Genomic DNA, 14,370 nt, shown 5'->3' on the forward strand with positions numbered 1-14,370 from the left:
TGCGTATGCTGCCGGGCATGGGGTTGCTGGACGGGTTGCGGGTGCTGGACCTGACGATGTGGCGGCCGGGGCCGTACGCGACGCAGCTCCTCGGACGGCTCGGCGCGGACGTCGTCAAGGTCGAGCCCCCGGGCGGCGAGCCGATGCGGGCGTTCCGCGACCACTTCGACGTCCTGAACCGGCACAAACGGAGCATCGAGCTCGACCTGAAGAGCGCCGACGGGCTCGCGCGGTGCCTGGAGCTCGCAGCGGACGCCGAGGTGTTCGCCGAGGGGTTCCGGCCGGGCGTCGCCGACCGGCTCGGCGTCGGGTACGCGCGGCTGCGGGAGGCCGCGCCCGCGCTCGTCTACTGCTCGATCTCCGGGTACGGCGCCGAGGGCCCGCTGTCGGACGTACCGGGACACGACGTCAACTACCGGGCCTACGCGGGCGCCCTCCCCGGGGACGCGACGTCGGCGGGCGCCGACCTGGCCGTCGCCGACATGGCCGCCGCGACGATGGCCGCGTTCGCGATCACCGCCGCCGTGCTGAAGGCCCGGGAGACCGGGATCGGCGAGCGGATCGATCTCGCGATGGCCGACGTCCTCGCCGACTGGGTCGAGACGTCGCCCGACATGGCCGGGGCCGACGCGCCCGTCCCGGGCTACGGCGTCTACCCCACCAAGGACGGACGGACGATCACGCTCGGCGTCGTCTCCGAGGACCGGCTGTGGGCCGCGACGTGCCGGGCCCTCGGCCTGGACCGGCACGCGGACGTCCCGTTCCCGCGGCGGTTCGAGCGGCTGGAGGAGCTCGACGGGGCGGTCGCGGACGCCGTCGCGGGGCTCACCCGGGACGAGGCGGTGGCGCGGCTGTCGGCGGAGGGCGCGCCGGTCGCGCCCGTCCTCACCCGCGCGGAGATGCTCGCGCACGAGCACTTCCGGGCACGGGGGGTCGGGGCCGGGCCGGTGCGGACGGCCAACCACGGCGGCCCGTCGCGCGGCGAGGTTCCGGAACTGGACGAGCATCGGGGCGAAGGCTGGCGTCTCACGAAGTGAAATTCGTGCGGGATCGTCCGATGTGTTTGGCATCCTTGAACGCGTGAGCACGCGCGCGATGAGTCCGGTCCTGGTCGGGCGTTCGGACGAGCTGCGGCGGCTGGAGGAAGCGCTCGCCGCGGCGCCCGGGGCGGTGCTCGTCGGCGGGGAGGCGGGCCTCGGCAAGACACGGCTGATCCGGGAGTTCGCCGCATGCGCGGGCGACCGGGCGCGGGTGCTGGTCGGCGGGTGCCTGGAGCTGGGCTCGGACGGCCTGCCGTTCGCGCCGTTCACGACCGTCCTGCGGGGGCTGGTGCGCGACATCGGCATCGACGGGATCGCGGCGCTGGTCCCGCGCGGCGACACCGGCGCGCTGGCCCGGCTGCTGCCCGAGTTCGGCGAGCCCGAACGGGACGAGGCGTCCGGCGAGGAGCGGGCGCGGCTGTTCGAGCTGGTGCTGACGCTGCTGGAGCGGCTCGCCGAGCAGAGCCCGGTCGTGCTCGTCATCGAGGACGCCCACTGGGCGGACCGTTCCACCCGCGACCTGCTGGCCTTCCTGACCCGCAACCTCGGCGCCGCGCCCGTCCTCATCGTGGTGACGTACCGGACGGACGAGCTGCACCGGGGGCATCCGCTGCGGACACTGCTCGCGGGGCTGGAGCGCGCGGACCGGGTGCACCGGCTGGAGCCCGCGCGGCTCACCCGCGCGGAGACCGCCGCGCTGGTCACGGCGCTGCTGGGCGACGAGCCGCCCGCGGGACTGGTGGAGCGGATCGTCGAGCGCAGCGAGGGCAATCCGCTGTTCATCGAGGCGCTGCTCGACGACGACGGCACGCTGGCGTCCGAGCTGCCCGAGTCGCTGCGGGACCTGCTGCTGGCCGGGGTGCAGCGGCTGCCGGAGGAGACGCAGGAGGTGCTGCGGGACGCCAGCGGCGGCGGCACCCGCATCGAGCACGCGCTGCTCGCCGCGGTGTCCGGGCTGGACGACGCCGCGCTGACCCGCACGCTGCGCCCGGCCGTCGCGGCGAACGTCCTGGTGGTGGACGGGGACGGCTACGCGTTCCGGCACGCGCTGATCCGCGAGGCCGTCCACGACGACCTGCTGCCCGGCGAGCACACGCGGCTGCACACCCGGTACGCGGAGGCGCTCGAGGACGATCCCGCGCTGGTGCCGGACGGGCGGCTGTGGGTGGAGCTGAGCCACCACTGGAAGGCCGCGCACAACGCCGTGTGGGCGCTCGTCGCGTCGTGGCGGGCGGCCGGGTACGCGCGCAAGGCGCTCGCGTACGCGGAGTGCCTGGGGATGCTGTCGCGCGTGATGGAGCTGTGGGAGCTGGTCCCGGACGCGCCCGAACGCATCGGCGCCGACCTGGTGCGGGTCCTCGAGAAGGCGGCGCGTACCGCCGACCTGGCGGGCGAGTACGAGCGCGGCATCAAGCTGGCGTCCGCGGCGCTGCGCGAGATCGGCGACGCGGAGGACGACCCGGACGTCCGGGAGCGGCGGGCGGAGCTGCTCGCGCTGCGCGGCCGGATGCGGTACCAGATGGCCCGCTCCGGGTTCATCGAGGACGTCCGGGAGGCCGCCGAGACGCTGCCGGCCGACCGGCGCACCGTGCTGCGCGCCCGCGTCCTGTCCACGCTCGCGACCTACATCCGCTTCACGACGAACATCGACGAGGCGCGGGCCGCGGCGGCCGAGTCGTACGCGATCGCGCGGGAGCTGGGCGACCCGGTCGCGGAGTCGCACGCGCTGTGCACGCTGTTCTGCACCGACATCGACTACACCGACGGCTCGCTGCTCGACGAGATCGCCCAGGTCGCGGCCCGCAGCGGCGACCACGGCGCGCTGATGCGGCACGCGGTGATCCGGTCGCACTTCCTGGAGGGCGCCGGGCTGCACGCGGAGGCCGCGGAGGTCGCGCGGCTCGGCAAGGAGACCGCCAGCCGTTTCGGGCTCGCCCGCACCGACGGGACGTTCCTGTGCATCAACGAGGCGGAGCCGCTCGTCTCCCTGGGCCGGTGGGACGAGGCGCTCACCGTGATGGAGCAGGCGATGGCGCAGGAGCCGTCCGTCACGACCCGCACGTCGCTGCTCGTCATGTCGGGAGAGATCGCCCTGTTCCGCGGCGAACCGGAGACGGCGCGGGAACGGCTGGAACGCGCCGCCCAGGGCACGAGCGTGCAGAGCACGTGGCTGAAGACGCAGGACTACTTCTCGACCCAGCGGCTCCGGGCGCGGCTCGCGCTGGCCGACGGCGACCCGGCCGCCGCGCTGGACGCCGTCCTCGGGGTGGTGGACCGGCCGGGCCTGCCGGACGACGCGCGGTACGCGTGGCCGGCGCTGGTGCTCGGCGTCACCGCCTGCGCCGAGATCGGCCCGGACGCCGACGGCGACCTGAAGCGCATCGAGGAGCGCGCGGCGGGGCTGCCGCGCCTCGGCCGCCTCCAGCAGGCGCACGGGCTGACGTTCGAGGCCGAGCTGGCCCGCGCCCGCGGCGTCCTCGACCGCGCCGCGTGGGACGGCGTCGCCGCCGCGTGGGAACGGATCGGCGACCCGTTCGCGCACGCGACCGCGCTGATGCGGGCGGCCGAGGCCGCACTGGCGGCGGGCGACCACGACGCGGCGTCCGTCCGGCTGGGCACGGCCGCGGACCTCGCCGCCGGGCTGCGCGCCGAGACGCTCGCGGGACAGGTCGCCGACCTGCTGCGCCGCACGCGGAGCCCGCAGCGGGCCGGGACGGCGCCGCTCGGTCTGACGCCCCGCGAGTTCGAGGTGCTGCGGCTCGTCGCCGAGGGGCGCAGCAACCGCGACATCGCCGAGGCGCTGTTCATCTCCGCGAAGACGGCCAGCGTGCACGTCTCCAACATCCTCGGCAAGCTCGGCGTCGCCAGCCGCGGGGAGGCCGCCGCCACCGCGCACCGGCTCTCCCTGTTCCGGGAGGCCGGCGCGGCACGGTGACGCCGGGACGGCGGGCTATTCGGGGACGCGCGCCACGCAGAGCACCGTCTGCCCGAACGGCGGCTTGACGAACCGCTCGATCGTGCGGGTGAACGGCACGACCGTCCGGTCGTAGATCTTCACGAGCCTGGGGTCGGGGTAGCCGGCGCCGCCGCGCCGCACCGCGAACCACCAGGCGATGCCGCCGAGGAAGTTGATCGGCTTGAGGACCTCGGGGACGAGCCCCGCCTCGCGCACCGACTTCTCCAGCGTCTTCGGGGTGTACCGGGTGACGTGCCCGACCTTGCGGTCGAAGTCGCCGTAGAGCTGCATGTAGCCGGGCACCCAGATGACGATCCGGCCGCCGGGCAGGGTCACGGCGGCGAGGTCGCGCAGCGCCTGGACGTCGTCCTTGATGTGCTCCAGGACGTTCATCATCACGACGGTGTCGACCTTCTGCCGGATGTCGATGTCGGCCGGCAGCGCCAGGTCGATGACCTCGACGTCGTCGTTGCCCTCGTAGCGCTTGCGCAGCTCGCCCACGCAGTAGGGGTCGTTGTCGCTGACGACGAGGTAGTCGAGCCGCCCCGCGAACTGCTCGGAGAAGTGCCCGAGCCCGGACCCGACCTCCAGCATGGAGCGGCCCACGTGCGGCGCGACGGTGTCGTACTCGTACTTGCGGTAGTTGCGGGCCTCGTCCCCGCCGAGGTGGTTCTCCAGCGCCCCCTCGCCGGCGGCGGGCTGGACGACGTCGCCGTCCCGCGACGGCGGGGGCGCGGCGGGCGACCGCTTCGGGCCGCTGCCGATCAGGTTGAGGAGGGTTCCGGCAATGGACTTCTTCTGACCAGGTTGCTGCATTCTTCCCGCTCGCTGGGTGCGTTCGCCGTAACGGCTGTCGTTTCGCCGGATCCTTGGACCTGCTCCCAACGGGAGGGCCTGATCTCGGGCGCGAATTCCGGTCAGTGTATCGACACTGCGCGTGGCTACGCGTATTACGTGCGTACTAAGCGGGCGCCCGGCCGCCCCTGGCCGTGGCTAAACGTGCCGGTGAACGCTGTCCACGCTACTGGGGCCCGGTTCGGACGCGGCGATCCACGGACCCGGGATGGACGGGTCGAGCACACCTTCCTCGACCCACGTGAACGCGCCGTCGAGCACAGCGCGCGCGAGCCGCACGTCCAGTGCGTCCGTGTTGCGCCACAGGCCGTCGAACAGCTCCTCCACCCGCACCCGGGACTGCCGGCAGAAGGCGTCCGCGAGCAGGATGGCCGACTTGCCCGGCCCCTGACCGTCGTCCTGCAGCGGGCCCTTGCCGGACGCGTCGGCGTGCGCGCGCACACAGACGGCGCTCATCGCGTACAGCTCGGCGCCGATGTCGACCATCCGGCCGAGGAAACCCTGCTTCTGCTCGAGACCGCCCTGCCAGCGGCCCGCCGCGTAGAAGATCGACCGGGCCAGCTTCCGGGACGCGCGCTCCACGTACCGCAGGTGCTTCGCCAGCGGCCCGAACCGCGCGTACGAGCCGGGCCGCCGCCCCGGGCCGGTGACGAGCGTCGGCAGCCAGCGGGCGTAGAACCCGCCGGCCCGCGCGGCCGCCCGCGCCTTGTCCGCCGCGGACGCGTCGGGATCGATGATGTCGCCCGCCACCGACAGGTGCGCGTCCACCGCCTCCCGCGCGATCAGCAGGTGCATGATCTCGCTGGACCCCTCGAAGATCCGGTTGATCCGCAGGTCGCGGAGCAGCTGCTCGGCCGGGACGCCCCGCTCGCCGCGCGCCGCGAGCGACTCGGCCGTCTCGTAGCCGCGGCCCCCGCGGACCTGCACCAGCTCGTCGGCGACCTTGCACGCCATCTCCGACGACCACAGCTTCGCCAGCGCCGCCTCGATCCGGATGTCGCCCCGCTCGTCGTCGGCGAGCAGCGCCGACAGGTCGTGGACGGCCTCCATCGCGTACGCCGTCGCGGCGATGAACGCCACCTTGCGGGCGACCGCCTCGTGCCGCCCGACCGGGCGCCCCCACTGCACCCGCTCCGCCGACCACTCCCGGGCGATCTTCGCCGCCCATTTGCCGCTGGCCGCGCACATCGCCGGCAGCGACAGCCGCCCGGTGTTGAGGGTCGCCAGCGCGATCCTCAGCCCCGCACCCTCCTTGCCGATCATGTTCGCCTTCGGGACGCGCACGTCGTGGAAGCGCGTCACCCCGTTCTCGATGCCGCGCAGCCCCATGAACGCGTTCCGGTTCTCGACCGTGATGCCCGGGGTGTCCATGTCGACGATGAACGCCGAGATCCCGCCCCGATGGCCGTCCGACTTCGGGACCCGCGCCATCACCACGACGAGATCCGCCACCACGCCGTTCGTCGTCCACAGCTTCACGCCGTTGAGCACGTAGTCGTCCCCGTCCGGGACGGCCGTCGCGCGCAGCCGCGCCGGATCGGAGCCCACGTCGGGCTCGGTCAGCAGGAACGCGGTCAACCGCGTCGCGCAGCGCGGCAGCCACGCGTCCTTCTGCTCGTCCGTCCCGAACATCTTCACCGGCTGGGGGACGCCGATCGACTGGTGCGCCGACAGCAGCGCCCCGATCGCCGGGCTCACCGACCCCGCGATCATCAGCGCGCGCCCGTAGTGGAACTGGCCGAGCCCCAGCCCGCCGTACCGCTCGGGGATCTTCATGCCGAACGCCCCGAGGTCGCGCAGGCCCGCCAGCGTCTCGTCCGGGATGCGGGCCTCCCGCTCGATCCGCGCCGGATCGACCTCGGTCGCGCAGAACTCCGTGAGCTTCGCCAGGAACGCGTCGCCCCGCGCCCGCTCGTCCGCGCCGGGACGCGGGTGCGGGCGCACCAGGTCGAGCCGGAAGTCGCCGAGGAACAACTGCTTGCCGAAGCTCGGCAGGCGCCATTCGGTCTCCCGCGCCTCCTCCGCCACCCTGCGCGCGGTCCGCTCGTCGACGTGCTCGTGCGTGCGAACTGGCTGACTCATGGCGGCTCCTCGAACCCGGCGTCCGTCCCTTGCGGAGTCACTCCCCGGATCTGCCCGGAGTACTCCCCTCCGCGGCCCGGCGCGGGGTGCGCGCGATGATCCTTGACGGGTCCCGGCAAAGCCCTTGACCGGCATCGGCGGGCAGGGTTCGCTTTGCGTGATGGACGAGCCGCGCAGACCCACACTCATCGCCTCGGTGCAGCGTGCTCTGCATCTGATGGAGGCGGTGTCGTCGCACCCCGGCGGGGCGCCCGCCAAGCAGCTCGCCCGCGAGGCCGGGCTGCCCCTCGCCACCACGTACCACCTGCTGCGCACCCTCGCGCACGAGGGTTACGCCACGCGCCTGTCGGACGGCGTCTGGGTGCTCGGCGAGCGCGTCTCGAGCCTGCACGGCAAGAGCCGCGCCCAGCAGCTCCTCGCCCGCATCCGCCCCGCGCTCGTCGCGCTCCGGGACGAGCTCGGCGCCGCGGCGTACTTCGCCATGCACGTGGACGACGAGATCCGGCTCATCGACATCGTCGACGGCCCCCGCACGCCCCGCGTCGACGTCTGGGTGGGCTTCGACGAGGCCCCGCACGCGACCGCGCTCGGCAAGTGCCTGATCGCCCAGCTCGACGAGGACCGCCGCCGCGACTACCTCGCCCGGCGCCGGCTCGCCGAACTCACCCCGCACACGATCACCGAACCGCGCCGGCTGCTCCGCACGCTGCGCTCGTCCACCGGCCTGTCCATCGACCGCGAGGAGTACGCGCTCGGCACCGGCTGCGCCGCCGTCCCGGTCACCGACGCGACCGGTACCGTCCGCGCGGCCCTCGCCGTCTCCTGCCGGCCGGCGAAGCTGCCCAGGATCGAGCGCTCCGCCGACCGGATGCAGGCGACCGCCGCCCGCCTCCAGCGGACGATCACCCTGCCCGCCCTCTAGCGCCCCCGGAAGTCGGGGGCGCGGTTCTCCAGGAACGCCGTGACGCCCTCCCTGGCGTCCTCGCTGCCCGCGAGCTCCACGAGCTCGCCCAGCAGGTGCTCCACCTGCTCCTCCAGCGGGCGCCCCTCGATCGCGAAGAACGCGTCGCGGCCCCGGCGCAGCCCGAGCGGGCTCTTCGCCGCGATCGTCCGCGCCAGCCCGTCCACCCGCGCGTCCAGCTCGTCCCGCGGCACCACCTCGGTGACCAGCCCGATCTCCCGGCCCTCCGCCGCGGTGATGCGGGCGCCCGTGTAGTACAGCTTGAACGCCTGCTTCGGGACGACGTTCCGGTTGATGATCGCCATGATCATCATCGGCCAGAGGCCCACGTTCACCTCGGGCGTCGCCAGCTTCACGTCGTCCGCCGCGACCACCAGGTCGCACGCCGCCGCGAGCCCGAGCCCGCCCGCCACCGCGTGCCCCGCCAGCCGCGCGATGACCGGCTTGCCGAGCTTCGGGAACGCCGTGAACAGCCGGAACGGGGCGCTCTCCCGGATCGCCGCGGGATCGGCCACCGACCGTCCGTCCGCCTGCTGCGCGCCGAGCCCGCCGAGGTCCGCGCCCGCGCAGAACGCCCGCTCCCCCGCCCCCGTCAGGACGATCACGCGCACGCCGTCGTCGTTCCTCGCCCGCTCGAACGCGTCGAGCAGCTCGTCGATCATCCGGTCGCTGAGCGCGTTCCGCGCGTCCGGCCGGTTCAGTGTGATCCGCGCGATCCGCTCATCGACCGTGTAAAGCACCGTCTCGTACATACCCCTCCTGCCGAACGCGACGGGCGGGCTCCCCGCAGAGAGCCCGCCCGTCATGATCCCGCGACCGATCCGGGGATCAGAGGCGCTCGATGATGGTGGCGTTGGCCTGGCCGCCGCCCTCGCACATCGTCTGCAGGCCGTAGCGGCCGCCGGTGCGCTCCAGCTCGTGCAGCAGCTTGGTCATCAGGACGCCGCCGGTGGCGCCCAGCGGGTGACCGAGGGCGATCGCGCCGCCGTTGGGGTTGGTCTTCTCCAGGGACGCGCCGGTGTCGTGCGCCCACGCCATCGGGACCGGGGCGAACGCCTCGTTGACCTCGAAGACGTCGATGTCGTCGATCTTGAGGCCGGCGCGGTCGAGGGCCTTCTCGGTCGCCGGGATCGGGCCGGTCAGCATGTAGACCGGGTCCGAGCCGGTGACCGCGAGGGTGTGGATGCGGGCGCGCGGGGTGAGGTTGTGCCGCTTGACGGCCTCCTCCGACGCGATCATCACGGCGGACGCGCCGATGGACACCTGCGAGGACACCGCGGCGGTGATGCGGCCGCCGTCCCGCAGCGTCTTCAGGCCCGCCATCTTCTCCAGCGTGGTGTCGGGGCGGGCGCCCTCGTCCTTCGTGAGCCCGGCGAGGGGCGCGATCTCCCGGTCGAAGTACCCGGCCTCGATCGCCTTCGCGGCGCGCCGGTGGCTCTCCAGCGAGAACTTCTCCAGGTCCTCGCGGGTGAAGCCCCACTTCTCGGCCATCAGCTCGGCGCCGCGGAACTGGGAGATCTCCTGCATGCCGTACCGCTCGGCCCAGCCCTCGCCGTAGGGGAAGTCCAGCCCCTGGACGATGCTGGCGCCCATCGGCACCTTCGCCATGTGCTCGACGCCGGACGCGACGACCAGGTCCTGCGTGCCGGACAGGACGCCCTGGGCGGCGAAGTGGATCGCCTGCTGCGAGGACCCGCACTGCCGGTCGATCGTCACGCCCGGCACGCTCTCCGGCAGGCCCGCCGACAGCCACGCGGTGCGCGCGACGTCGAGCGCCTGCGGCCCGACCTGCATGACGCAGCCCATGATGTTGTCCTCCACCGCGGATGGGTCGGCCCCAGTGCGGTTGATGAGCTCCTTGAGCACGTGGGCCCCGAGGTCGGCGGGGTGCACGTCCTTGAGGGCGCCCTTCTTGGTACCGACGGGGGTACGGACCGCGCCGACGATGTACGCCTCGGCCACTACGCCTCCAACTGTCTGGGTTCCGTCCCGAAACCGAGTGTGATTCGGTCAGTCAGTATGAGATTACAGGGCCGGGGACGCAACGCCATGTGACACGGGTTACCCGGTCGCCGCGGTCGCACCGCGCATCGTCTCCCCGTCCGCGTCGTCGCCGAGGGACGCGCGGGCGAGGCGCGTCAGGACGTCCGCGAGTTCGGGGTGGTCCTCCGGGGACCAGCCGTGCACGTGCCGGGCCAGCCCCTCGCGACGCGCGGCGAACAGCCGTTCGGCGACGGCCCGGCCCGAATCCGTGATCACCAGGGCGCCGTCGCGGCGCTCCACCAGCCCGTCGCCGACGAGCCGGTCCACGAACGGCCGCCCGGCCTCCACCGACACCCCCGCGCGTTCCGCGAGGTCCTCACCGCGGACCGTCCCGTCCTTGGCGATCCGGCACAGCGCCCACATGCTCCCCGCCGGGAGGTCCACCCCGGCGAGCGCGCCCAGGCCCGTGTACAGCTCCCGGGCGCGCGGGTCGCGGCGCATCAGCTCGCTCAGGCACCGCTCCATCTCGTGCCGGGACGACCGGACGGTCGGCGCCGCGCCGAACCCCTCGCCGTAGTCGCGGGTCCGGGACGTCTCGCGCAGCGGCGTCTCCCGCAGGAACAGCGCCAGCAGGAACCCCACGGCGGCCACCGGCACGGCCCAGAAGAACACGGTGTCGATGGAGTCGGCGTACGCGTGCAGCACCTCGTTCCTGACCTGCGGCGGGAACCGCTCGAGCAGCGTCGGGTCCCCCTGCACCGCGCCCGGGTCGAAGCCCGGCGGCAGATCGCGCGCGACCGCGTCGATGTTGCCCGCGAGGGTGTTGCTGAACACCGCGCCGAACACCGCGACGCCGAACGAGCCGCCGATCTGCCGGAAGAACGTCACACCGGACGTCGCCGCGCCCAGGTCCTCGTACGGGACGGCGTTCTGCACGGCGATCACGAGGATCTGCAGGACCATCCCGAGCCCCAGCCCGAGCAGCGCGAACCGCAGGCTCATCGCGAGCGTCGACGACGTCTCGTCCATCCGCGACAGCAGGTAGAGCGCGACCGCGATGATCGGCGTGCCGATCACCGGGAAGATCTTGTACCGGCCGGTCCGGCTGACGATCTGCCCGGAGCCGATCGACGTCAGCAGCATCCCGAGCATCATCGGCAGCAGGTGGACGCCCGACAGCGTCGGCGACACCCCGTGCACGACCTGCAGGAAGATCGGCAGGAACGTCAGCGCGCCGAACATCGCGAACCCGACCACGAACCCGACCGCCGACCCGATCGCGAACACCGGGTGCGCCAGCAGCTTCGGCGGCATGATCGGCTCCGCCGCGCGCCGCTCCACCAGCACCCAGACGACGATCAGCACCACCGACGCCCCGGCGAGCCCGATGATCTGCGGGGACACCCAGTCGTAGCTCGTCCCGCCCCAGGTCGTCACCAGCACCAGGCCGACCGCCCACCCGACGATCAGCAGCGTCCCGAGATAGTCGATCCGGTGCCGTTCCCGCCCCCCGCTCGCGCGCAGGACCGCCGCGACCACCACGAGCGCCACGATGCCGATCGGCAGGTTGATGTAGAACACCCACCGCCACGACAGGTTGTCGACGAACCAACCGCCGAGCAGCGGCCCGCACACGCTCGACACCCCGAACACCGCGCCGAACAGCCCCTGGTACCGCCCGCGGTCGCGGGGCGCCACGACCTCCCCGACGATCGCGATGGCCAGCACCATCAGCCCGCCGCCGCCGAGCCCCTGCACCGCCCGGAACAGGATCAGCTCGGTCATCCCCTGCGCGATCCCGCACAGCGCCGACCCGACCAGGAAGATCACGATCGACGTCTGGAACAGCCGCTTGCGCCCGTACTGGTCGCCGAGCTTGCCCCACAGCGGCGTGGACGCCGTCGCCGCCAGCAGGTACGCCGTCACCACCCACGACAGGTGGTTCAGCCCCCCGAGGTCGCTGACGATCGTCGGCAGCGCGGTCGACACGATCGTCTGGTCGAGGGCCGCCAGCAGCAGCGCGAGCATGAGCGCGCCCAGAATCGCGTACAGCTCCCTGCCCGCCGGCATGGCCCGCTCGTCCCGCGCCGCCGTCGCCGTCATGCCCGCGCCCCCCTGCCCGTTCGTGACGCCAGGGGCCTACCCACGAGCCCGGCGAGATCACGTCACCGCAGCACGTCCCGCCCGACCTTCGCCGCGCCCAGCGCCGCCGCGCTCCCGGCCACGCCCAGCGCGCCCGCGGCCGCCCACAGCGGCACCCGCTTGCGGGCCCGCAGCCCCGTCACCACATCGAGGGAGTCCACCCCGAGCCCGAGCCGCGCCCACAGCTTCCGGCCCTCCTCCCCGCTCAGCAGGTAACCGGCCCCCAGGGCGATCTCCCGCGCGGCGAACATCCGCGTGACGACGTCGCGGCCGCCGTCCGCGCCCCGCCCCATCCCGATCAGCCGGACGGTCAGCGCCGGTGCGGCGAACGCGGCGACGCCCAGCGCCACCCGCCCCCGCGCCACCTGCACCATCAGCTCGTCGATCTTGTCCCGCTCGTCAACTTCGTTCGCATCTGCCACAACCGGGAGAGTAGCGGCCCGCCGCCCCGCACCGACCCGCGGGTAACCCCTTCCTTACACCTCTATCGTTGAGGGGGCGGCCCTCCCCCGGAAGGTGATCATGGAAGGCATCCTGGCCCTCGTCGTGACTGCCCTGCTCGTCTCGTTCGCGATCCGCTGGGCGGCGGTGAAGATGCGCCTGCCCATGCCCACCCGGATCGCGGTGATCACCGTGTTCGTCCTGGTGGCCCTCACCCTCTACGGGAACCAGCTCGCGGACTGACGCGCGGCGGCCCCGCGCAGATTATTTCCCCGGCGCCCGAACTTACCGGCCGGGCGGCGAGTCATACCTGACGAAACCGGCCGCACCGCCGGTCACGGGCGTGCGCCGTGACCGGTACCCCGTGCGGCATGGCCGGACCGAGGGAGACCCGCAGTGCCGCATCCGGCGACCGTCGTCCCCGAGATCGCCCCGCACCTCAAACGGCTGCTGGACTTCGTGGATCCGCAGCCGGGCGACGTCTGCCTGGACGTCGCGCGGGGCCGCGGACCGCTGCCCGCCGTGCTCGCGCCCCGCGTCCGCCGCCTCACCGCCGTGGACGCCGCCCGCGACGGCCGCGCGTTCCGCACCGGGCCGATCCGCATGCCCGGCGACTCCCTCCCCGCCCCGGACGCCCCGAGCCCCCGCGCCGACGAAGCCGTCCACGAGACCGTCCGCGCCGACGCGACCGCCCTCCCCTACCCGGACGGCTCGTTCACCCTCGTCACCGCGCGGTTCGCCCTCTACGCGCCCGGCGCGCCCCACGACGTCCTGCGCGAACTCCTCCGCGTCCGGCGCCCCGGCGGACGGCTCGTCCTCGCCGACCTCGTCCGCGGGAACCTCGCCGGGACGTCCCGCGACCGCATCGAACGCCTCCGCGACCCCGACCACCCGGGCATCCCCACCATCGGAAGCCTCACCGACATGGTCACCGCCGCCGGCGCCACCATCCGCCGCCTCGACGTCTTCACCGTCGAACGTCCCGCCGAGCCCTGGCTGGCCGACGCCCCCGACCCCGACGCCGCCGACCGCGTCCGCGAGGAACTCCTCGACGAGGTCGACGGCGGCCCCGCCACCGGCGCCAAACCCCGCATCATCGGCGGCGAGCTGTGGTTCACCCAAACCTGGGCCCACGTGCTCTGTTAGAAAGATCCCCGCAAGGCCGACACATCCGGCAGGTTGCCTTCTCCCGCCGCCGAAGGAGAACGCGTGATCCGACTGGGCACCGGCCCCCCGACGTCGACGTGGGCCGCCTTGCTGGGCTGCCTGCTCCCGATGGTCGCCATCGTGAACCTCGGGATGGGCGCGCTCTGCTGGACGTTCATCACGTCCTCGGAGCTCAACACCATCGGCGCCGTCCTGCTCGTCCCGCTCCTCGCCCTCGACGCGTTCATCGCGCTGATGCTCGTCCAGCACTACCGCAACGCCTACTGGCTCGACGGCCGCGTGCTCGTCCGCCGCGTGCTCACGGGCCGGCGGAGATACGACGTCTCGGCGTCCACCGTCACCGTGGAGAGCGCCTCGCCGGCATGGACCACGTGGTACGGCGGCGCACTACCGCGACTGGTCGTGCGACCCGCGAGCGGCGCACCCGTCCGCATGTGGCTCCGCGACCCGACCCGCCAAGGCACTCTGCTCCCGCCCGACCATCTGGCGGCACTGGCACGCGCCATCGACCCCGCCCTGCGCCACCCGGTCGCCGCCCGCCTCTGGCAACTAGCCTCCGACCCCTTGGCCGGCCCCCTCTGACGGTGCTCTCCGCAGCCGAGCACGTCCGTCCAAGGCACCCACCGAAGACGCCGGGTCCGCGTCCCCTACCGGTAAGGGCGGACGAGCACGGTGGCCCGCCACCGCCCGGCGGCGCCGCCACGGGAGCGATCAGCGCCGGCGGGAGACAAAGGGCGGCGCAG

General features: G+C 73.5%; 12 protein-coding genes. 6 read left to right on the forward strand and 6 right to left on the reverse strand.

Annotation, left to right across the window (positions count from 1 at the left end):
* Window positions 1–17 precede the first annotated feature (17 nt).
* Window positions 18–1,037, forward strand: coding sequence for a CaiB/BaiF CoA transferase family protein (locus tag ACFQ11_RS16585; RefSeq protein WP_378299391.1), 1,020 nt, complete (start codon window positions 18–20; stop codon window positions 1,035–1,037).
* Between the two features lie 43 nt (window positions 1,038–1,080).
* Window positions 1,081–3,975, forward strand: a complete 2,895-nt coding sequence (locus ACFQ11_RS16590; RefSeq protein ID WP_378299393.1) for a helix-turn-helix transcriptional regulator — start codon at window positions 1,081–1,083, stop codon at window positions 3,973–3,975.
* A gap of 15 nt (window positions 3,976–3,990) precedes the next feature.
* On the opposite strand, the gene ACFQ11_RS16595 is transcribed toward ACFQ11_RS16590, so the two are convergent.
* Both ACFQ11_RS16595 and ACFQ11_RS16600 read right to left on the reverse strand, forming a co-directional pair.
* The gene (locus tag ACFQ11_RS16595; protein ID WP_378299395.1) at window positions 3,991–4,812 is read right to left on the reverse strand and encodes a class I SAM-dependent methyltransferase; all 822 of its coding nucleotides are present in this window, start codon (window positions 4,810–4,812) and stop codon (window positions 3,991–3,993) included.
* A gap of 177 nt (window positions 4,813–4,989) precedes the next feature.
* Complete coding sequence (locus ACFQ11_RS16600; protein WP_378299397.1) at window positions 4,990–6,933, reverse strand: acyl-CoA dehydrogenase family protein; 1,944 nt, start codon at window positions 6,931–6,933, stop codon at window positions 4,990–4,992.
* 196 nt (window positions 6,934–7,129) lie between these two features.
* Between ACFQ11_RS16600 and ACFQ11_RS16605 the strand changes: the two genes are divergently transcribed.
* Window positions 7,130–7,855 (forward strand): IclR family transcriptional regulator, encoded by a 726-nt coding sequence (locus ACFQ11_RS16605; protein ID WP_378299400.1) that lies wholly within the window; start codon window positions 7,130–7,132, stop codon window positions 7,853–7,855.
* On the opposite strand, the gene ACFQ11_RS16610 is transcribed toward ACFQ11_RS16605, so the two are convergent.
* The 4 genes from ACFQ11_RS16610 to ACFQ11_RS16625 form a co-directional block, all read right to left on the reverse strand.
* The gene (locus ACFQ11_RS16610; RefSeq protein WP_378299402.1) at window positions 7,852–8,646 is read right to left on the reverse strand and encodes an enoyl-CoA hydratase/isomerase family protein; all 795 of its coding nucleotides are present in this window, start codon (window positions 8,644–8,646) and stop codon (window positions 7,852–7,854) included. The genes ACFQ11_RS16605 and ACFQ11_RS16610 overlap by 4 nt on opposite strands.
* Before the next feature lie 76 nt (window positions 8,647–8,722).
* Window positions 8,723–9,856 carry an acetyl-CoA C-acetyltransferase gene (locus ACFQ11_RS16615; RefSeq protein WP_378299404.1) on the reverse strand — a complete coding sequence of 378 codons (1,134 nt, stop codon included), beginning with the start codon at window positions 9,854–9,856 and terminating at the stop codon, window positions 8,723–8,725.
* A 99-nt stretch (window positions 9,857–9,955) separates the two neighbouring features.
* Window positions 9,956–11,980: an MFS transporter gene (locus ACFQ11_RS16620; protein ID WP_378299406.1), complete on the reverse strand. Its 2,025-nt coding sequence runs from the start codon at window positions 11,978–11,980 to the stop codon at window positions 9,956–9,958.
* A 62-nt stretch (window positions 11,981–12,042) separates the two neighbouring features.
* Entirely contained in the window at window positions 12,043–12,441 is a 399-nt protein-coding gene (locus ACFQ11_RS16625; RefSeq protein WP_378299408.1) for a hypothetical protein, read from the reverse strand.
* 100 nt (window positions 12,442–12,541) lie between these two features.
* Here ACFQ11_RS16625 and ACFQ11_RS16630 point away from each other — a divergent pair, with 100 nt between their 5' ends.
* The 3 genes from ACFQ11_RS16630 (at window position 12,542) to ACFQ11_RS16640 (ending at window position 14,209) form a co-directional block, all read left to right on the forward strand.
* Window positions 12,542–12,703 carry a hypothetical protein gene (locus ACFQ11_RS16630; protein ID WP_378299410.1) on the forward strand — a complete coding sequence of 54 codons (162 nt, stop codon included), beginning with the start codon at window positions 12,542–12,544 and terminating at the stop codon, window positions 12,701–12,703.
* Window positions 12,704–12,856: 153 nt separating this feature from the next.
* Window positions 12,857–13,606, forward strand: a complete 750-nt coding sequence (locus tag ACFQ11_RS16635; protein WP_378299412.1) for a class I SAM-dependent methyltransferase — start codon at window positions 12,857–12,859, stop codon at window positions 13,604–13,606.
* A 63-nt stretch (window positions 13,607–13,669) separates the two neighbouring features.
* On the forward strand, window positions 13,670–14,209 hold the full coding sequence (locus ACFQ11_RS16640; RefSeq protein ID WP_378299414.1) for a hypothetical protein: 540 nt from the start codon (window positions 13,670–13,672) through the stop codon (window positions 14,207–14,209).
* Window positions 14,210–14,370: the final 161 nt, after the last annotated feature.

This window comes from Actinomadura sediminis, assembly GCF_042675525.1.
In the GTDB taxonomy this organism is placed as follows: Bacteria; Actinomycetota; Actinomycetes; order Streptosporangiales; family Streptosporangiaceae; genus Spirillospora; species Spirillospora sediminis.

Bases quoted from the DNA above. Each gene is read 5' to 3' on its own strand.
- ACFQ11_RS16585 (WP_378299391.1), top strand. From the start codon at position 18: ATGGGGTTGCTGGACGGGTTGCGGGTGCTGGACCTGACGATGTGGCGG.
- ACFQ11_RS16595 (WP_378299395.1), bottom strand. From the start codon at position 4,812: ATGCAGCAACCTGGTCAGAAGAAGTCCATTGCCGGAACCCTCCTCAAC.
- ACFQ11_RS16600 (WP_378299397.1), bottom strand. From the start codon at position 6,933: ATGAGTCAGCCAGTTCGCACGCACGAGCACGTCGACGAGCGGACCGCG.
- ACFQ11_RS16610 (WP_378299402.1), bottom strand. From the start codon at position 8,646: ATGTACGAGACGGTGCTTTACACGGTCGATGAGCGGATCGCGCGGATC.
- ACFQ11_RS16620 (WP_378299406.1), bottom strand. From the start codon at position 11,980: ATGACGGCGACGGCGGCGCGGGACGAGCGGGCCATGCCGGCGGGCAGG.
- ACFQ11_RS16630 (WP_378299410.1), top strand. From the start codon at position 12,542: ATGGAAGGCATCCTGGCCCTCGTCGTGACTGCCCTGCTCGTCTCGTTC.